Origin of the sequence: Azospirillum endophyticum (genome assembly GCF_016595245.1) — a bacterium.
In the GTDB taxonomy this organism is placed as follows: Bacteria; Pseudomonadota; Alphaproteobacteria; order Azospirillales; family Azospirillaceae; genus Azospirillum; species Azospirillum endophyticum.
The window spans coordinates 1-18,401 of sequence record NZ_JAENHM010000008.1 but is presented as its reverse complement, the minus strand read 5'-3'; the positions used below and the strand labels follow the sequence as shown (position 1 = coordinate 18,401).

Here is an 18,401-nt window from a genome sequence, read left to right as displayed (position 1 = left end):
GCCTGTAGGCTTCGTTCTTTTGCACTTTCCGTTTGCGGACGGTTGCGCTAGAAGAGGCGTCGCTGCGGGCGTGGTGAAATTGGTAGACGCGCCGGACTCAAAATCCGGTTCCGCAAGGAGTGTCGGTTCGAGTCCGACCGCCCGCACCACCTTGATCCTTGTCGTTACGATCGCGTTCCCCGCTCAGACGGCCGCCTTTCCGGCAAACTGATCGAACGCCTCGACCGCCTGTGCCGCATACATCACCGACGGCCCGGCGCCCATATAGACCGCCATCCCCATCGTCTCCATCACCTCGTCGCGGGTCGCCCCCTGCTTCAGCGCCGCCTCGGCATGGAAGGCGACGCAGCCGTCGCAGCGGATCGCCACCGCGATGGCGAGCGCGATCAATTCCTTGGTCCTGGTGTCGAGCGCATCCGCCTTCAGCGCCGCCTGGGCCATCCCGGAAAAGGCCTTCATCACCTCCGGCGCGCCGCCGCGCAGCTCGCGAATGGCGCCGGACAGCTCGCCGGTCATCTGCGGCCAGTCCTTGTGCATGGTCGTCTCCCCGTCTCGAAGCATGCCGGCCGCAACATCAGGCCATTGGCGGAGCCGCGGCCGGTGCGCCGCTCATTGACAATAAATTAGGATATACTAATTTTATGGTCAAGAGCCGTTGCCGGGCGATCTCCACCCGCGCTTCCCCTATCCAGGATCCAAGGACCACGCACCATGTTCCTGTGCCAGCTTTTCCGCCGCCTGATCCCCGCCGCTCCCCCCGATCCCCGGAAAGGGGAAAGCCGAAATGCGGAAGGCCAGAACGGTGCCGACCGCATCCGCCAGATCGACGCGGCGACCGCGATCCAGTGGCAGGCCAAGGGCGAGGCGGTGATCGTCGATGTCCGCGAACCGCATGAACACGCCGCCGGCCATGTCCCCGGCGCCATTCTGAACCCGCTGTCGCGGTTCGACCCGTCGCGCGTGCCGGCCGAACCGGGCAAGCATCTGGTCTTCCATTGCCAGGGCGGCACGCGTTGCGGTCCCGCCGCCGAGCGCATGATGGCTGCCGGCTATACCGGCACCGTCAACCGCCTGCGCGGCGGCTTCGCCGCCTGGGTGAATGCCGGCGGCACGGTGGAGCGCTGACAGGATCGCGGACCGGGCGGGGCTTCGAAGACGCTGGCTCGAGGCCCGTCCTGGACGTATGAGTCCATCCATCGCAGGCAGATGCAGAGACCGTCGAATGAAGCCCGCCGCCCCCTCGATCATTGTCGACGAAACCGGCCCGCAGACCTTCACCCTCACCGTGATGTTCGACGGCCGGCGTTTCGACTGCGGCAGCTACATCAGCCGAGCCGCGGCGATGCAGGCGGGGCGCCTGTTCGTTCAGCGCAAGGAGGGCGAGGCCGCCGGCGGACGGACGAAGCGGAAGCCGGGCAAAGGATGAGGACCGTCGAGCCGGGACTTCCGGTCCGACCGGAAGTGAGGTTGCCCCATGCCTGAGCAGCCCCCTCAGGACGACGACCGCAATCGCATGGCCGCCAATCTCGGGGCGGCCGTCGCCATCATCCTCGTCCTCGCGCTGGGCTATTGGCTGGTGGGCGCATTGATGCAGCAGTCGAAGAACGAGGACTGCCTGCTGGCCCACCGCCGGAGCTGCGGCACCGTCGAGATACGGTAAGACTCGCCTTCTGAAGACTACCGGCACCGGATCAAGCATCCCAAGATGCGAGTACCAGCTTCGCTCCATCTCCTGCGAAGCGGCCCGATCCCACGGTACCACCCCGACCTTCGCCTTGGTCGACGAGTTGCATGCTTGCTCCAAGCGCGACCTGTGGGACCTGATCAGCACCGTCTTGGTGAAGGTGTGCCGGGCTCCCTGCGCGTCGTCATCAGCACGGCCGGGCGCGGCCAGCAGGACGTCGCCCATAACATCGTAGACTATGACAGCCAAGTCGCCCGCGGCGAGATCGACGACCCCGACACCCTGCCGGTGCTGTTCGAGACGGCGACCGATGCGGATTGGCACGATGAAGTGGTCTGGTACCGGGCCAACCATGATGGCGACAATCGGCGGGATGTGATGTTGTACGTGTAAGATTTTCTACTGACTGATAATCTTAGAGCATGCGTTTAAAGAACGAAGGCTTTCGGATGAATTCAGTTCCTGGCCATCTCGGCTTCGAAAAAGCCCGTGACATGCTAGACGCATGTCACCGTTTTGCCCAGAAGTATAAAGAAACGAGAGATAACGATGATTTGATTGCAGCTGTTCTTTTTGGAAACCACACATTTGATTGGCTTCACACAAGAGATCTTGGGTTAAGCCAGAGTGATTTTGAAGCCGAAAAAACAAAGATGAAAGCTGCGTGCCCTGAGTGGGATGAACTTAGGAAAATTGCGAACGGAGCAAAACATCCCAAAAAATCAAACATAAAGCAATCAATCAAGAGGGAACACGAATGGGAAGACGATGACTGGTGGGACATAGGCGGGAGGGAGGGCGAGAAATCGTTGTTTATAGATTTCAACGGGAAAGAGGTATCACTTTATGCTTTAATTATGAGTTTTTTAACGAAAGCCGACAATTATCTGAACAGATTAGGGAAATGAGGATCGATATTTCTGCTTGCTATACCTGAGCAAAGCCATCGGAAAATGCGGCAGCGCCACCCCAACTAGGGAGGACACCATCAGCCCAAGGCTCATGATGATTGCCGTGGGTCCTGGGTGGACCCTAGCACCGTCCATCCTTCCCAAGCCGCCCCGCTACAAGCGGGAAAAATTGTTTCTTTCCAAAGTGGTGCGGGCGGCGGGACTCGAACCCGCATACCAAGAGGTGAGGGATTTTAAGTCCCTTGCGTCTACCGGTTTCGCCACGCCCGCGCCCCGGACTCCGCCACCACCGTCCGGTCTCGGCGACCGGATTGCAGCGGCAAAGCTCATGTCGACGGAGCGGCTCCACGCTGCCCGTGGAGATTGCATACTATGATATGCAGCGCACCGTTCCGTGGTCATGACTTAGACAATCGCGGGGCTGCGGGTCAAGGGGCCTTCGCATGACCGCAGGCATTCCCATATCGAAGGAATGCGCAACTGACGGACAGACTGCGGGCAGGCAGCCCCTGGAGAGAGACCGGGAAATGGAGGATGCGACGTGAGCGAGACGGATTGGTTGTCGCTGGTGGCGCTGCTGATGGTCGCGGTCCTGGTGGTGCCGGCGGCCCTGCGCCGGAACCGCGGCGTGGCACTGCGCAACGCGGCGCTGTGGCTGGCGCTGATCGTAGCCCTCGTCTGGATCTACGACCGCTTTGGACCGTTCGGCATCTGACGGCGGCTTACGGGCGGGTGTCCTCGTTCATCGTCATGATGCCGATTCCCATCGACACGCTGCCGAAGGTCAGCATCAGGCCGGCATAGAGCATCACCGTGGCGGTGATGCCGTATTCGCTGTTGCCGATCAGCGTCGCCAGCTTGGCGACGTCGAACCACAGGAGACCGCTCGCCAGCACCACGGCGCCGACGATGCCGGCGAACAGATGGCGGAGAAGGAACAGCAACGCTGATTTCTCGAAGCTCTTCATGGCGGGGCTCCCGCGGCAGTCCTGATGCGGATGACAGCGAGTTCATGTAGGACCGACTCGGAGCGGGACAATCGATCCCCCGACATATCCACCACTACCCTTTTGTACCGACCGTGACGGTGGGCGTGCCGCCCAGACGCCGGACGATGTCCGCCAGTTCGTCGGTCGCGGCCGTCAGTTCCGTCTCGTCGGTGCCGCGCAGGACCAAGCTGACGCCGAAGAAGCCGCTGCGGAAATAGGGATAGCTGCCGATCTCCAGGGCGGGATGGCGGTCCTGCAGCGCCGACAGGTCGGCGGCGATCACCCCCTCCGCCAGTTCGCAGGCCACCGTGCGGGCATGCAGCGCCGGCCCGCCGGCCAGCCGCGGCAGGATGCCGTCCAGCATCGCCCGCATGATGTTCGGCACGCCGGCCATGACGAAGACGTTGCCGATCTGGAATCCGGGCGCCTGGCTGATCGGGTTGTCGATCAGGATGCCGCCGGCCGGGACGTTGGCCATGCGCAACCGCGCCTCGTTCAACTGGCCGGCGGCGTAATGGCGCTCCAGCCGGGCGACCGCCTCCGGATTGCGCTCCAACGCCACGCCGAAGGCCTTGGCGATGCAGGCGGCGGTGATGTCGTCGTGGGTCGGGCCGATGCCGCCGGTGGTGAAGACATAGCTGTAGCGGGCGCGCAGGGCGTTGACCGCGGCGACGATCTCCTCCTCCAGGTCCGGCACCACGCGGGCCTCGCGCAGCCGCACGCCGATCTCCGTCAGTTTCTCGGCGATGTGGCCCAGATTGGCGTCCTTGGTGCGGCCCGACAGGATCTCGTTGCCGATCACCAGGACGGCGGCAGTGGGATTCGCGGCAATCGGATCGGCGGCAGCCGGATTCGCAGCGGTCTCGGACGTCATGGCGATGCGGGTCTCCGTGGAACGCTCTTGTCGAGCGGGAAAGCCAAGGGTAGCGTCGCCGCCAAGATGCGCTTTCCTACCCCCCTTCTTCAAGGCCGCCTGATCCGCCGCTACAAGCGGTTCCTCGCCGACGTCCTGCTGGATGGCGTGGAGGTGACGGTGCATGTGCCCAATTCCGGCAGCATGCTCGGGCTGGACATCCCCGGCTCCGCCGTCTGGCTGTCGCGCTCCGGCAATCCCAAGCGCAAGCTGGCCTACACGCTGGAGCTGGTGGAGGCCGCCGCCCCCTGGGGCGAGGGGCTGGTCGGCGTCAACACCGGCCACCCGAACGCACTGGTCGCCGCCGCCATCGCCGCCGGCACCATCCCGGAGCTGGCCGGCTATGACCGGCTGCGGCGCGAGGTGAAATACGGCCGCAACAGCCGCATCGACGTGCTGCTGGAGGACGACCCGGCAAAGCCCGCGGCTCGCCCGCCGGCCTATGTCGAAGTGAAAAATGTCCATCTGCGCCGCCCCGGCGGCCCGCAAGGCGACCACGGAGATGGGGCTGCCGAATTCCCGGACTGCGTCACCGCCCGCGGCGCCAAGCATCTGGAGGAGATGGCGGCGATGGTGGCGCAGGGCTGCCGCGCGGTCATGCTCTACCTTGTCCAGCGCGGCGATTGTTCCCATTTCCGCACGGCGGCCGATCTCGATCCGGTCTATCATGCCGGCCTGCGCCGCGCGCTGGATTTGGGGGTCGAGGCGCTGTGTTGGTCTTGCGCGATCACGCCCGAATCGATTGAATTGGACCGGCCGCTGCCGATCCGGCTGTAACGCCGCGGCGGATCCCGGCTTCGGGCTTTTCGGCATCCGGCTTTTGGTTACCTGGCATAGGGGCTCTCGTCTTGGAACAGGATCACGTCGACTCCAACCGCGTCCGTCTTCATGGTCCGGAGGGATTCGAAGGCATGCGCAAGGCCGGCCGGCTGGCCGCGCTGGCGCTGGACTACATCGTCCCCTATGTGCAGCCGGGCGTCACCACCGGCGAGCTGGACCGCCTGCTGGAACAGTTCATCCGCGATCATGGCGGCATCCCCGCCCCGCTGGGCTATCGCGGCTTCCCGCGCGCCAACTGCATCTCGGTCAACCATGTCGTCTGCCACGGCATCCCCGGCGACAAGCGGCTGGTGGACGGCGACATCCTGAACATCGACGTCACCCCGATCGTCGACGGCTGGTACGGCGACAGCAGCCGCATGTATCTGTGCGGCGACGTGGGCGTGAAGGCGCGCAAGCTGGTCGACGTCACCTATGACGCGCTGATGATCGGCATCGCCGCGGTGAAGCCGGGCGCCACGCTGGGCGACATCGGCCACGCCATCCAGACCTTCGCCGAATCCCACCGTTTCTCGGTGGTGCGCGACTTCTGCGGCCACGGCGTCGGCCGCGTCTTCCACGAGCCGCCGTCGGTGCTGCATTACGGCAAGCCGGGCGAAGGCCTGGTGCTGAAGGAAGGCATGATCTTCACCATCGAGCCGATGATCAACACCGGCCGCCCGGACGTGAAGATCCTGGGCGACGGCTGGACCGCCGTGACCAAGGACAAGTCGCTGTCCGCCCAGTTCGAGCATTCGATCGGCGTCACCGCCGACGGGGCCGAGATCTTCACCCTGTCGCCGGCAGGCTTCACGAAGCCGCCTTACGCAGTGGAGTGACCATCGAATATTGCGGAGTGAATGGCGGGCGCCGTGTCACGGGATGCGGCGCCCGATCTGCTTCCGGCACCTGTCTGACCAAAATCACAAGTATCCTGGCTGGCGGCGCCCACCCGCCGCCGATAAGGCGTCGGGCGTTTACTATGATATGCGCGACGCCATGGATCGTCGTCTTGCAATCGAATTCCCCCGTCAAATCGGCTCCGATTTTTACGCGGCCCGATCTGATGGCGGGAACAGGTCGCTCGAAAGGACCGGCAATTCCCTGTCGCAGCCAACGATGATCGTTTCGTCCGCAGGCGAGGAATCTCGCGAGACGAGAAACATCGGCTCATCAGAACCGCAATGAACCAACACTCATCAAAGAATATAAGTCTCTTGAAAATGCTTCATAATTCACGTTATACGCAGTAAGATATAGTGAAATCATATGACAGACCGTTAAGTGACTTAATCTAAATGAATAATACAGAGCAACTTTCTATTTTCAACAATCCTTATATAAGGATTTCCCCCTGATTGCCGTCTCTCGATGGATGCGCGTTTATCTTGCGATCGCGTCTTGGGAGAGGGGGGACCGCAGTGTTCTGGCGGAAAAAGATCAATCGAGCGCTTGGACGCAAGATGGCGGCATTGGATGCCTTGCGGTCCAAGGTGATGGTGACGGACGAAAACCTGACGATCGTCCATGTCAATCCATCCGTGGTCACGCTGCTGCGGGAGGTCGAAGGCGACCTGCGCAAGGAACTGCCCCGGCTGAACGTCGATCATCTGGTCGGCAGCAACATCGACGTCTTCCACAAGAACCCGGCCCACCAGCGTGGATTGCTGTCCGCCCTGACCAAGCCCCATGGCGCCACCATCAAGGTCGGCGGCCACCAGTTCGACCTGCTGGTTACGCCGCTGGAGGAGAACGGCCAACGCATCGGCTTCGTCGTTGAATGGGCCGATGCCAAGGAGCGACTCGAAAACCTCGACTATTCTTCGCAGATCGCCGCGATCAACCGCTCGCAGGCGGTGATCGAGTTCACCACGGACGGCGTCATCACCAAGGCGAACGACAACTTCCTCAAGGTGATGGGATATCGGCTGGACGAGGTGGTCGGCAAGCGCCACGACATGTTCGTCGAACCCGCATATCGCGACAGCGTAGAATACGCCCGCTTCTGGGACACCTTGCGCCGCGGCGAGTTCCAGGCGGCACAATACAAGCGGATCGGCAATTCCGGAAAGCCAGTCTGGATCGAGGGCTCCTACAACCCGATTCTCGATCAGAAGGGGCGCGTGACGAAGGTCGTCAAATTCGCGATGGATGTCACTGCCCAGGTCGCGCTGCTGAGCAACCTCAAAGAGATGATCGACAAGAATTTCGGCGAGGTCGACCAGGCGGTCCATCTGTCGATGGACGAGGCCGGCTCGGCGAACACTGCCGCCGGCTCCACCTCCGCCAGCGTCCAGGCGGTGGCGGCGAGCGCAGAGGAGTTGGTCGCCTCGATCGGCGAGATCTCGCAAAGCATGACGCGTGCCCGCAGTGCCACCGACGGCGCCTTCGACCGCACGGTCGCGGTGGCGGAAAGCACCGACCGGCTGGCCGCCGCCGCCCAGGCGATGAATGGCATCGTCGGGCTGATCAACAGCATCGCCGGCCAGATCAACCTGCTGGCCTTGAACGCCACCATCGAAGCCGCCCGCGCTGGCGAAGCGGGGAAGGGCTTTGCCGTCGTCGCCTCGGAGGTGAAGAACCTCGCCAATCAGGCGGGCAAGGCGACCGAGCAGATTTCGGCCGAGATCGAGGGCATCCAGTCCACCTCGACCGAAGTCGCCGGTGCGCTGACCGCGATCCGCGAAGCCGTGGCCGTGGTGCGGGAGCATGTCACCGGCACCGCGTCGGCGGTGGAGGAACAGAGCGCCGTCACTCGCAACATGTCCGCCAACATGCAGAGCGCCTCGGCGGCGGTGGCGACGGTGACCTCGAACATCTCGGCCATCTCCACCGCGGTCCAGCAGGTCGCCGGGGCGGTGGAACGCACGAAGGAGGCGGCACGGGTGCTGGTCCGGTAAGCTTGTGGACCGGACGGCCGCAGGATCCGCTATTCCGCGACCCGGAGGTCGACCTTGCCGCGGCGTTCCTCGGTCCGGCGGCCCATGGTGATGTTCTTGGGCGCCCGCACCTCGCGGTTCCGCCAAGTCCAGCATTCGCCGGTCTCGTCCTGGAAGCAAACCCAGCACAGGTCATGCTCGGCGCCATAGTCGATCAGGAAATGCGCGAGCGCCGACCCCTTCGGCGTATCGAGAGGAAGCGGCGGGTTCAACTGGAGCATGGCGGCCTCGTTGCGACGTGGTGGTGCATGAAACGTCGCCGCGGAGGGACTTGCTCCCGGACCAGCTCCGGCCACTCCCAAAGAGCCGAGGTGGAGTTCATCGGGGGATCGACCTTGGTCATCCTTCCAGAAAAGCGCTGCCGGCCTCCGTACTGGCTGGGCTACGCCGCACCGTCGTCACTGGCCATTCATCCCGTGTCGTGAGCGCCGTCTGTGTTCGGCCCGACGATCGCATAGCGACAGCCGCGCAGGAGAAACGCCAGAAAAAGCGAAAGGCACAACCTTGAGACGAACATTCCGGAACGCCACCGGAACGTCGAAAAAGGCCAAGTGGAAAATTGCGACTTCTGCAGGTGGAGAACGCGGCTGGAGCCGAACATGGAAAGGCCCCGAAAGCTATTAGCTTTCAGGGCCTTAGAGTGGTGCCGCAACAGGGATTTGAACCCCGGACCTACTGATTACGAATCAGTTGCTCTACCCCTGAGCTACTGCGGCGTCGTCGTGGCGCGGAACATAGCGATGTGCTTGGCGGGATGCAAGCGGTGAATTTCAGGAAAAACGGCCGCCCGCCGTCAAACCTGCCATGCACCCTAAAGCCTCATCCATGCTGGCGGATCACCTCCAGGAAGGCGTCGGCGTAGCGTTCCAGCTTGCGGCCGCCCACCCCCGGCAGATGGGCGAAGCTGGCGTGGTCGCGGGGGCGCTGGGCCACCATCTCCAGCAGCGTGCTGTCGTGGAAGATCACATAGGGCGGCACGCTCTGCGCCTTCGCCAGCGCCGTGCGGCAGTCCTTCAGCGCATGCCACAGCGCGTCGTCGGCCGCCGACAGCGCACCGCGGGCGCCGGAGCGCGACACCCCCTCCCCGCTCGAGGTTCCGCCGCCCCGCGCGGTGTGGCGGCGCAAGGCGTCGTGGACGCCGCGGCGGCGCTCCAGCACCGGATCCTTGCGCAGCTTGACCACCCGCTGGCCCTTGATGACGGCGACGCCGGCATCGGTCAGGCGGAAGCCGCCATAGCCCTCCAGGTCGACGGTCAGCAGGCCGGTCGCCACCAGCTGGCGGTAGACCGACTGCCATTCGGCTTTGGTCAGATCCTTGCCGACGGCGAAGGTCTTCAGCCGGTCATGCTGCTGCTGCACCACCTTCTCGGTGGCGTTGCCGACCAGCACGTCGATCAGATGCCCGGCGCCATAGCGCTGGCCGGTGCGGTAGACCGCCGACAGCGCCTTCTGCGCCGCAACGGTGCCGTCCCAGGTCTCGACCGGGTCCAGGCAGGTGTCGCAGTTGCCGCAGGGCTCCGGCAGCGTCTCGTTGAAATAGTTCAGCAGCACCTGCCGGCGGCAGTCCGACGTTTCGCAGAAGCCCAGCAAGGCCTCCAGCTTGCCGCGCTCCACCCGGCGGTGGCTGTCGCCGGCCTCCGACTGCTCCAGCATCTGGCGCAGCATCACCACGTCGGCCATGCCGTAGGCCATCCAGGCGTTGGCGGGCAGGCCGTCGCGGCCGGCACGGCCGGTCTCCTGGTAATAGGCTTCCAGGCTCTTGGGCGGATCGAGATGGCAGACGAAGCGGACGTTCGGTTTGTCGATGCCCATGCCGAAGGCGACGGTGGCGACCATCACCAGACCTTCGCTCTTGATGAAGCGGTCCTGGTTGGCCTCGCGCGTTTCGGCGGGCAGCCCGGCATGATAGGGCAGAGCCTCGCGGCCCTGTTGGTTCAGCCAGGCCGCGACCTCCTCCACCTTGTTGCGCGACATGCAATAGACGATGCCGGCGTCTTCCGGATGGTTGTCGCGCAGGAAGGCCAGCATCTGCTGACGCTCGCTCTTCTTCGGCACCACGCGGTAGGTGATGTTGGGCCGGTCGAAGCTGGACAGGAAGACGCGGGCGTCGGTCAGCCCCAGCTTGTCCTTGATCTCGGCCCGGGTCTGCACGTCGGCGGTCGCGGTCAGCGCGATGCGCGGCACCATCGGGTGGCGTTCGTGCAGGATCGACAGCTGCAGATATTCGGGCCGGAAGTCGTGCCCCCATTGCGACACGCAATGCGCCTCGTCCAGCGCGAACAACGCCAACTTCGTGCGGTCGAGCAGATCGAGGAAGCGCGGCGTCACCAGCCGTTCCGGCGCGATATAGACAAGGTCGATCTCGCCCTGCACCATCGCCCGCTCGACCTCCCGCGCCTCGGCCGGCCCGAGGGAGGAGTTGAGGAAGGCGGCGCGTACACCCAGTTCGCGCAACGCCGTCACCTGGTCGCGCATCAGGGCGATCAGCGGCGAGACCACCACCGTCACCCCGTCGCGCACCAGCGCCGGGATCTGGTAGCACAGCGACTTGCCGCCGCCGGTCGGCATCAGCACCAGCGCGTCGCCGCCTTGCACCACATGGTCGATGATGTCGGCCTGCTGGCCACGGAAGGAGTCGTAGCCGAACACCGTCCGCAGCGCGTCGAGCGCCGTGGCCGGCTGTTGACCGGGGACGTCGTCTGGCGCCCCCCGGTTGCTGTAGGAAAACAACGAATCCACGCCGATGCGGTTCAGGAAAGTGGGGCCGGACATCCGGCTTGTCGTCTCAACCACCCATCATGTGGCACAGATCGTCCCCAGGGCAAAGCCGCAAAGGGACGCGGCCGGGAACAAAGGTCGGACCGCCACCGGCGACACCACGCATTGGTGTGAAACCATAGCGCCTTCTCATCGCCTGCGTGTAAAGTGAAAACGGCGGATGGGTGGTCCATCCGCCGTTTCAGAAGGAGGAAGGTGGCATGAGCAAAATGCCGTTCTTCCTGGTGCTCCAGTGGCGAAGATGGCGGATCGAAATCCGCCTGATCCGTCGCTGACACCGGGAGCGTGCCGGCGGGTGCAGGAACACCCGCCGGCCACCTCCGAAAAATATACAGCCGCGCAGCTCGATTTTCAACGCGCGGTATCACGACTCATAGCAGATCCCGCAGCATCGCCACCAGCGGCACGTCGGCCGGCGGCATCGGGTAATCGCCCATCCGGTTCGGATAGACCCAGGCGAGTTTCTGCCCTTCCCGCGGCATCACGTCGCCCTCCCACACCCGGCAGACATAGAGCGGCATCAGCAGATGGAAACGCTCGTAGCTGTGGGACGCAAAGGTGAAGGGCGCGAGGCAGCTGGCCGCCGTGTCGATGCCCAGTTCCTCCTTCAGCTCGCGCACCAGCGCTGCTTCCGGCGTCTCCCCGGCATCGACCTTGCCGCCGGGAAATTCCCACAGGCCGGCCAGCGACTTGCCGGGCGGACGCTGGGCCAGCAGCACGCGCCCGTCGGCATCGACGAGCGCCACCGCGACGACCAGCAGCACCGGCAGCGAGCCGGGTGCGGGGGTTGAACTGGGATCGAAACAGGCGGTCATGCGGAACCCTCTTGGCGGGCCGGCCACTCGGTGGCGGTGATTTCGAAATACGGCGCCGGCACGCTTCGCCCACGGGCGGGGAACTCTTGCCGGCGCTCGCCCCGCTGCCAGAATCCGGCCTTGAGCAGCAAGGCCTGGGACGGCAGGTTGTCGGGATCGGCCGCCGCCCAGATCCGCGGCAGGCCGAGCGGACCGAAGCCGGCGCCCAGCATGGCGGTCACCATCTCCAGCCCGTAGCCGGCGCGATGGTACGGCGTGCCGACCCAATAGCCGATCTCGGCGCTGCCCGGCGCTTCCCGGTCCCGGTCGCAGTCCAGCTGCAAGCCGACGCCGCCGATGGGAGCACCATCATCGGTCCGCACCGCCAGCAGGTTGAGGGCGGCCCGCTCGGCAAAGTTCCGCGCCGCCAGTTCCACCCACCCATGGCCATCATCCGCCCCGTAGGGATGCGGGACCCGGGCGAGCCAGCGCGCGACCTCCCAGTCGCCGATCAGCGGCAGGAATCTCGGCACATCCTCATGCCGGAAGGCGCGGAGCAGCAGCCGCGACGTCGCCACGCTGCCGGGCCAGGGCTCCGCTCCGCCGCCTGTCAAACCGTCAGCTCCGCCAAGTCGTCAGCTCCGGTAGCTGCCGTTGATGTCGATGTAGCCGTGCGTCAGGTCGCAGGTCCACACCTTCGCCGTCCCCTTGCCCAGGCCGAGATCGATGTCGATGTCGACCTCCTTGCCCTTCATGTGGGCAGTGACCGGCGTCTCGTCGTAACCCGGAACCTCCATCCCCTCGGCGCAGATCAGGGTGCCGCCGACGGTGATCTTGATCAGGTCGCGGTCGGCGCGTTCGCCGGCGCGGCCGATGGCGGCGACGATGCGGCCCCAGTTGGCGTCCTCGCCGGCGATGGCGGTCTTGACCAGCGGCGAGTTCGCCACTGTCATGCCGATCCGCTTGGCGGCGGCGTCGCTGTCGGCACCGCGCACGGTGATGGCGATGAACTTGGTCGCCCCTTCGCCGTCGCGCACCACCTGCAGCGCCAGATCGAGCAGCAGATCCTCCAGCGCCGCGCGGAACTCCGCCAGCTCGGCGGCATCGGCGCTCGACACCGGGGCGTTGCCGGCCTTGCCCGTCGCGAACAGCAGCAGCGTGTCGCTGGTCGAGGTGTCGCCGTCCACCGTGACGGCGTTGAAGGTGCGCTCGGTGAATTCCGACAGCATGTCCTGCAGCGCGGTGGCGGCGATGGCGGCGTCGGTGAAGACGAAGCCCAGCATCGTCGCCATGTCCGGCGCGATCATGCCCGAGCCCTTGGCGAAGCCGGCGATGGTCACCGTCGTTCCGCCGATACTGGCGGTGCGCACCGATCCCTTCGGGAAGGTGTCGGTGGTCATGATGGCGCGGGCGGCCTTCTCCCAAGCCGCGGAATCGGCCTTGAGGTTCGGCGCCATCGGCGCCAGGCACTTGCCGATGGCGTCGGCGGCGAGCGGGATGCCGATCACGCCGGTCGACGCGATATAGACCTCGTCCGGCGCACAGCCGGCCAGTTCGGCAGCGGCGCTGACGGTCGCCTGCACGGTGGCGTCGCCCGCCTTGCCGGTGAAGGCGTTGGCGTTGCCGGCATTCACCACCACGGCGCGGGCAGAGCCCTTGGGCAGGCTGTCGCGGCACCAGATCACCGGGGCCGAGCAGGTCAGCGACCGGGTCAGCACGCCCGCCACCGCGGTGCCGGGATCCAGCACGGCCAGCAGCAGATCGTCGCGGCCCTTGTATCGGATGCCGCTGTTCGCCGTGGCGATGCGCACGCCCGCGATGGGCGGCAACGTCGGGAAGCTGGCGGGAGCCAAGGGGGAGAGGGTCGTGGCCATGAAGGAAATTCCCGTGGTGGGGAGTGGTGGTGGCGTGGTGAGGCGTTGCCGGACCGTGAGCACTTGCCCCGACCCCGACCCTCCCCCGCTGGGCGGGGGAGGGAGTGAGGAGCTTTGTCAGCGTTCGGCGGCAGTCCCCTCCCCCGCGATCGGACCGGCCTTCGGCCGGCCGAGTGCGGGGGAGGGTTAGGGTGGGGGCAATACGCCCCCCGTTCCTTACTTCTTCGCCGGCTCCGCCGGAGTGGCCGGGGCAGCCGGGGCCGGAGCGGCGGCCGGCTCTTCCTTCGGCATCGGCGAGCCGTCGAGCTGGAAGGTCTCGATCTTCGCCTTGCCGCGCAGCTCTTCGACCAGGGCGGTGACCATGTCCTTCGACAGGGTCTGCTCCAGCTGCGGCTTCACTTCCTCAAGCGTCGGCTGCGGCTGGGTGCGCTTGTCCTCGACCTTGATGATGTGATAGCCGAACTGGGTCTTGACCGGCTCCTTGCTGATCTCGCCCGGCTTCATGGCGAAGGCGGCGTTGGCGAAGGGCTCGACCATCGCGTCCTTGGTGAAGTAGCCGAGGTCGCCGCCCTGGGCCGCGGCGGCGGCATCCTTGGACTTCTCCTTGGCCAGCTTGGCGAAATCGCCGCCCTTCTTCAGCTGGGCGATGATGGCCTTGGCCTCGTCTTCCTTCTCGACCAGGATGTGGGCGGCCTTGACCTCCTCCTGCGCCGGGTTCTCCTTCAGGTAATCCTGATAGGCCTTGTTCAGCGCCTCGGGCGTCACGCGGGCCTTGATTTCCTTCTGGATGTAGGCGCGCTGCACCGCGCGCTCCTCGGCGCGCTTGATCTCGTCCTTCACCTCGGGCGAGTCGGCAAGACCGGCCTTGTAGCCGGCCGAGGAGACCAGCTTGCCGCTGACCAGCTGGTCGATCACCGCCGGATAGATCATCTCGATCGGCATCTGCTGCACCTGCGGCGGCAGCTGCGAGACCATGCGGGTGACGTCCGACTTGTGCAGTTCCTCGCCGTTGACGCGGGCGACCACCGGATCGGCCGGAGCGGCCGGGGGAGTGGCCGGAGCGGCGGCGGCCGGGGCCGGAGCGGCCGGCGCCGGGGTGGCGGGGGCCGGCGTCTGGGCATGGGCGGCCAGCGCGATGCCGCAGGCGGCAACCGACAGGAGCGCGGTGCGGAACACTCGTTGAACCATGGTGTGTCTGTTTCCTTCCGGCGGATGCTTCGCAACACATGGGCGGCCGATGGGCCGGCGCCCGTTTCGCATGGTCTGCGGCATCGGAGCCATCCGCCGCTCCGCGCCCGATTCCGCAGGGGATTAAGCATGGCTGAGCCGCGCGGGGCAAGGGCTCCCGTGGCAACCGTCCCATAGCTGTGCACCTGCGCAGGGGATACCAGCCCCGACCGGCGCCAGCCAATCGCCACGGCGCATTCTGGACGCGAATTCATCAAACGGTCATGGCGGCCCTCACCTGGGGTCCCTTGCGCAAATGCCGCAACGGGGTGCCCGCCGGACCGGTCTCGTTGACAGGACCTTGCCATAGTCCTATGTGAGACCCGTCGATAGGCTGGCCCACATTCCGCTTTACTCCCGAGGTTTTCATGTTCGGCGCTCTCGCCCGCAAGATTTTCGGCACCGCCAACACGCGCGTGGTCAAGGCGCTGCACAAGACCGTCGCTCAGATCAACGCGCTGGAGCCGTCGGTCTCGGCGCTGTCGGACGACCAGCTGAAGGGTCGCACCGACTGGCTTCGCGAGCGGCTGGCCAAGGGCGAGACTCTGGACGACATCCTGCCCGACGCCTTCGCCACCGTGCGCGAGGCGGCCAAGCGGGTGCTGGGCCAGCGCCATTTCGACGTACAGCTGATGGGCGGCATGGTGCTGCACAGCGGCAAGATCGCCGAGATGCGCACCGGCGAAGGCAAGACGCTGGTCGCCACGCTCGCCGTCTACCTGAACGCGCTGGAAGGCAAGGGCGTCCACGTCGTCACCGTGAACGACTATCTCGCCTCGCGTGACAGCGGCTGGATGGCGCGGGTCTACGGCTTCCTCGGCCTGACCACGGGCTGCATCGTCCACGGGCTGGACGACGACGAGCGCCGCGCCGCCTACGCCGCCGACATCACCTACGGCACGAACAACGAGTTCGGCTTCGACTATCTGCGCGACAACATGAAGTTCCGGCTGGAGGAACTGGTCCAGCGGCCCTTCAACTACGCCATCGTCGACGAGGTCGACTCGATCCTGATCGACGAGGCGCGCACGCCGCTGATCATCTCCGGCCCCTCGACCGATTCCTCGGAGATGTATGTCCAGGTCGACCGGCTGATCCCGATGCTGGTTCCTGAGGATTACGAGAAGGACGAGAAGCACCGCTCGGTCAGCTTCACCGAAGCCGGCCAGGAGCACATGGAGCAGCTGCTGGCCGAGGCCGGGCTGCTGAAGTCGGGCGGGCTCTACGACATCCAGAACGTGGCGCTGGTCCACCATTCGCAGCAGGCGCTGCGCGCCCACATGCTGTTCCAGCGCGACAAGGACTACATCGTCAAGGACGACAAGGTCGTCATCATCGACGAGTTCACCGGCCGCATGATGGAAGGCCGCCGCTTCTCCGAAGGCCTGCACCAGGCGCTGGAAGCCAAGGAGAAGGTGACGATCCAGCGCGAGAACCAGACGCTGGCCTCCATCACCTTCCAGAATTACTTCCGCATCTATCCCAAGCTGGCCGGCATGACCGGCACGGCGCTGACCGAGGCGGCGGAGTTCGGCGAGATCTACGGCCTCGAGGTCGTCGACATGCCGACCAACGTGCCGGTCAAGCGCATCGACCATGACGACGAGGTCTATCGCACCGCGACCGAGAAATACCATGCGATGACCGACCTGATCGAGGACGCGCGCAAGCGCGGCCAGCCGGTCCTGGTCGGCACCACCTCGATCGAGAAGTCGGAACTGCTGTCGGAGCTGCTGACCAAGCGCGGCGTCCCGCACAACGTCCTGAACGCCCGCCACCACGAGCAGGAAGCCTATATCGTGGCCCAGGCCGGCCGCGCCGGTGCGGTGACGGTCGCCACCAACATGGCCGGCCGCGGCACCGACATCCAGCTGGGCGGCAATCTCCAGATGCGGATCGAGGTCGAGTTGGCCGACGTTCCGGAAGGTCCGGAGCGCGAGGCCCGCATCGCGCAGATCGAGGCCGAGATCGCCGAGGCGCGCGAGAAGGTCAAGCAGGCCGGCGGCCTCTACGTCATCGGCACCGAGCGTCACGAGAGCCGCCGCATCGACAACCAGCTGCGCGGCCGTTCCGGCCGCCAGGGCGACCCCGGCACGTCGAAGTTCTTCCTGTCGCTGGAAGACGACCTGATGCGCATCTTCGGGTCGGAGCGGATGGACAGCATGCTCCAGCGCCTCGGCCTGAAGGAGGGCGAGGCGATCATCCATCCCTGGATCAACAAGGCGCTGGAAAAGGCGCAGCAGAAGGTCGAGGCGCATCACTTCGAGGTCCGCAAGAACCTGCTGAAGTTCGACAACGTCATGAACGACCAGCGCAAGGTCGTCTACGAGCAGCGCCACGAGGTGATGGAGAGCGAGGACATCGCGGAGGAAATCCGCGAGATGCGCCACCAGATCATCGCCAACATGGTGTCGGCCGCAATCCCCGCCAACAGCTACTCCGAGCAGTGGGACATCGACGGCCTGCACGAGGCGGTCAACCGCGTGCTGGGCATGGACCTGCCGGTGCAGGAGTGGGCCAAGGAAGAGGGCATCGCCGAGCCGGAGATCGAGGAGCGCGTGCGCGAGGCCGCCGACCGCAAATATGCGGACAAGGAGGAGGCCTACGGCGCCGAGACGATGCGGCATGTCGAGAAGAGCATCCTGCTCCAGATCCTGGACCAGGAATGGAAGGACCACCTCCTCCAGCTCGACCATCTGCGCCAAGGCATCAACCTGCGCGCCTATGCCCAGAAGGATCCGCTGAACGAGTACAAGCGTGAGGCCTTCGAGCTGTTCGACACCATGCTGATGGCGCTGCGCGAACAGGTCACCACCATCCTGATGCATGTCGAAATCCGCATGGCCCCGTCGCAGGAGGAGCTGTTCGCCCGCCAGATGCAGGAGATGCACGAGGGCCGCATGGACCCGGCGCTGGCGATGGCGGCTATGGGTGCCGGCATGGAGACAGACGGCGGCGAAGCCCTGCCCGACGGCATGGTCCGCACCTCGTCGCTCGCCGGCACGCCGGAAGACCAGCCGCTGCCGGCAGACGTGATGGAAAACACCCCACGCAACGCGCTCTGCCCCTGCGGCTCCGGCAAGAAGTTCAAGCACTGCCACGGACGCATGGCGTAAAGGCCGGAATTGTGCCCTCCCCCGCCCGGTGCTAGGGGATGTACGCAACTCAGAGCGATATCAAGCCTCTGGAATAAAAGGAACTCTGCGTCATCCCCGCGACGGCGCTACGGGATGCACAGATCTCGCGCTTGCAGCAATGCATGCAGTCTGGCGTTGAGCAAAGCCCCTCTCCCCTCGCGGGAGAGGGGTTGGGGTGAGGGGAGCAAACTGAATTTCCCAGGCCTCTGGCCAGCCGCCCCCTTGTGTCTTTGAGTTTTGCTAGAAGAGAAGCCCTGGGGGGTGGGGCACCCGCGAACCCCTTGGCCCTGGCCGGCCGCGGATGAGCTTGGGACCGCTCCGCCGTCTTCCACGCCC

General features: G+C 65.4%; 19 protein-coding genes and 3 tRNA genes. 11 read left to right on the top strand and 11 right to left on the bottom strand.

The features are described from left to right. The first annotated feature begins 64 nt into the window (after positions 1 to 64). Positions 65 to 149 (top strand) — tRNA-Leu (locus JHL17_RS02815). Between the two features lie 34 nt (positions 150 to 183). On the opposite strand, the gene JHL17_RS02810 is transcribed toward JHL17_RS02815, so the two are convergent. Beyond that, on the bottom strand, positions 184 to 537 hold the full coding sequence (locus tag JHL17_RS02810; RefSeq protein ID WP_200190538.1) for a carboxymuconolactone decarboxylase family protein: 354 nt from the start codon (positions 535 to 537) through the stop codon (positions 184 to 186). Positions 538 to 711: 174 nt separating this feature from the next. Here JHL17_RS02810 and JHL17_RS02805 point away from each other — a divergent pair, with 174 nt between their 5' ends. The 5 genes from JHL17_RS02805 (at position 712) to JHL17_RS02785 (ending at position 2,592) form a co-directional block, all read left to right on the top strand. Then, on the top strand, positions 712 to 1,125 hold the full coding sequence (locus JHL17_RS02805; protein WP_200190537.1) for a rhodanese-like domain-containing protein: 414 nt from the start codon (positions 712 to 714) through the stop codon (positions 1,123 to 1,125). A gap of 97 nt (positions 1,126 to 1,222) precedes the next feature. Further along, positions 1,223 to 1,426, top strand: a complete 204-nt coding sequence (locus tag JHL17_RS02800; protein ID WP_200190536.1) for a hypothetical protein — start codon at positions 1,223 to 1,225, stop codon at positions 1,424 to 1,426. Positions 1,427 to 1,474: 48 nt separating this feature from the next. Further along, positions 1,475 to 1,660: a hypothetical protein gene (locus tag JHL17_RS02795; protein ID WP_200190535.1), complete on the top strand. Its 186-nt coding sequence runs from the start codon at positions 1,475 to 1,477 to the stop codon at positions 1,658 to 1,660. 186 nt (positions 1,661 to 1,846) lie between these two features. Beyond that, the gene (locus tag JHL17_RS02790; protein WP_200190534.1) at positions 1,847 to 2,077 is read left to right on the top strand and encodes a hypothetical protein; all 231 of its coding nucleotides are present in this window, start codon (positions 1,847 to 1,849) and stop codon (positions 2,075 to 2,077) included. Between the two features lie 56 nt (positions 2,078 to 2,133). Continuing rightward, positions 2,134 to 2,592 (top strand): hypothetical protein, encoded by a 459-nt coding sequence (locus JHL17_RS02785; protein WP_200190533.1) that lies wholly within the window; start codon positions 2,134 to 2,136, stop codon positions 2,590 to 2,592. Between the two features lie 188 nt (positions 2,593 to 2,780). Here JHL17_RS02785 and JHL17_RS02780 read toward each other — a convergent pair. Beyond that, positions 2,781 to 2,865, bottom strand: a tRNA-Leu gene (locus JHL17_RS02780). 271 nt (positions 2,866 to 3,136) lie between these two features. Between JHL17_RS02780 and JHL17_RS02775 the strand changes: the two genes are divergently transcribed. Beyond that, complete coding sequence (locus JHL17_RS02775; protein ID WP_200190532.1) at positions 3,137 to 3,310, top strand: hypothetical protein; 174 nt, start codon at positions 3,137 to 3,139, stop codon at positions 3,308 to 3,310. 7 nt (positions 3,311 to 3,317) lie between these two features. Here the strand turns inward: JHL17_RS02775 and JHL17_RS02770 are convergent, their stop codons facing one another. Both JHL17_RS02770 and JHL17_RS02765 read right to left on the bottom strand, forming a co-directional pair. Then, positions 3,318 to 3,563: a hypothetical protein gene (locus tag JHL17_RS02770; protein WP_200190531.1), complete on the bottom strand. Its 246-nt coding sequence runs from the start codon at positions 3,561 to 3,563 to the stop codon at positions 3,318 to 3,320. Positions 3,564 to 3,657: 94 nt separating this feature from the next. Next, complete coding sequence (locus JHL17_RS02765) at positions 3,658 to 4,458, bottom strand: competence/damage-inducible protein A (protein WP_200190530.1); 801 nt, start codon at positions 4,456 to 4,458, stop codon at positions 3,658 to 3,660. Positions 4,459 to 4,524: 66 nt separating this feature from the next. Here JHL17_RS02765 and sfsA point away from each other — a divergent pair, with 66 nt between their 5' ends. From sfsA to JHL17_RS02750, 3 genes are all read left to right on the top strand, one after another. Beyond that, positions 4,525 to 5,274, top strand: a complete 750-nt coding sequence (sfsA, locus tag JHL17_RS02760; protein WP_200190663.1) for a DNA/RNA nuclease SfsA — start codon at positions 4,525 to 4,527, stop codon at positions 5,272 to 5,274. A 71-nt stretch (positions 5,275 to 5,345) separates the two neighbouring features. Beyond that, positions 5,346 to 6,155, top strand: coding sequence for a type I methionyl aminopeptidase (map, locus tag JHL17_RS02755; protein ID WP_200190529.1), 810 nt, complete (start codon positions 5,346 to 5,348; stop codon positions 6,153 to 6,155). A gap of 624 nt (positions 6,156 to 6,779) precedes the next feature. After that, positions 6,780 to 8,216 (top strand): methyl-accepting chemotaxis protein, encoded by a 1,437-nt coding sequence (locus JHL17_RS02750; protein WP_211113292.1) that lies wholly within the window; start codon positions 6,780 to 6,782, stop codon positions 8,214 to 8,216. A gap of 29 nt (positions 8,217 to 8,245) precedes the next feature. On the opposite strand, the gene JHL17_RS02745 is transcribed toward JHL17_RS02750, so the two are convergent. The 7 genes from JHL17_RS02745 to JHL17_RS02715 form a co-directional block, all read right to left on the bottom strand. Next, positions 8,246 to 8,476 (bottom strand): hypothetical protein, encoded by a 231-nt coding sequence (locus tag JHL17_RS02745; RefSeq protein WP_200190527.1) that lies wholly within the window; start codon positions 8,474 to 8,476, stop codon positions 8,246 to 8,248. Positions 8,477 to 8,896: 420 nt separating this feature from the next. Further along, positions 8,897 to 8,971 (bottom strand) — tRNA-Thr (locus JHL17_RS02740). Positions 8,972 to 9,074: 103 nt separating this feature from the next. After that, positions 9,075 to 10,994 carry a DNA helicase RecQ gene (recQ, locus tag JHL17_RS02735; protein ID WP_200190662.1) on the bottom strand — a complete coding sequence of 640 codons (1,920 nt, stop codon included), beginning with the start codon at positions 10,992 to 10,994 and terminating at the stop codon, positions 9,075 to 9,077. Between the two features lie 410 nt (positions 10,995 to 11,404). Beyond that, positions 11,405 to 11,848: a (deoxy)nucleoside triphosphate pyrophosphohydrolase gene (locus tag JHL17_RS02730; RefSeq protein ID WP_199235252.1), complete on the bottom strand. Its 444-nt coding sequence runs from the start codon at positions 11,846 to 11,848 to the stop codon at positions 11,405 to 11,407. Next, positions 11,845 to 12,441: a GNAT family N-acetyltransferase gene (locus JHL17_RS02725; protein ID WP_200190526.1), complete on the bottom strand. Its 597-nt coding sequence runs from the start codon at positions 12,439 to 12,441 to the stop codon at positions 11,845 to 11,847. Before JHL17_RS02725 ends, JHL17_RS02730 begins: the two co-directional genes overlap by 4 nt. 21 nt (positions 12,442 to 12,462) lie before the next feature. Beyond that, on the bottom strand, positions 12,463 to 13,701 hold the full coding sequence (gene argJ / locus JHL17_RS02720) for a bifunctional glutamate N-acetyltransferase/amino-acid acetyltransferase ArgJ (RefSeq protein WP_200190525.1): 1,239 nt from the start codon (positions 13,699 to 13,701) through the stop codon (positions 12,463 to 12,465). A gap of 216 nt (positions 13,702 to 13,917) precedes the next feature. Further along, positions 13,918 to 14,889, bottom strand: a complete 972-nt coding sequence (locus JHL17_RS02715) for a peptidylprolyl isomerase (protein WP_200190524.1) — start codon at positions 14,887 to 14,889, stop codon at positions 13,918 to 13,920. A gap of 407 nt (positions 14,890 to 15,296) precedes the next feature. Between JHL17_RS02715 and secA the strand changes: the two genes are divergently transcribed. Further along, a complete protein-coding gene (gene secA, locus JHL17_RS02710; protein WP_200190523.1) occupies positions 15,297 to 18,044 on the top strand; it encodes a preprotein translocase subunit SecA in 2,748 nt (915 codons plus the stop codon). Positions 18,045 to 18,401: the final 357 nt, after the last annotated feature.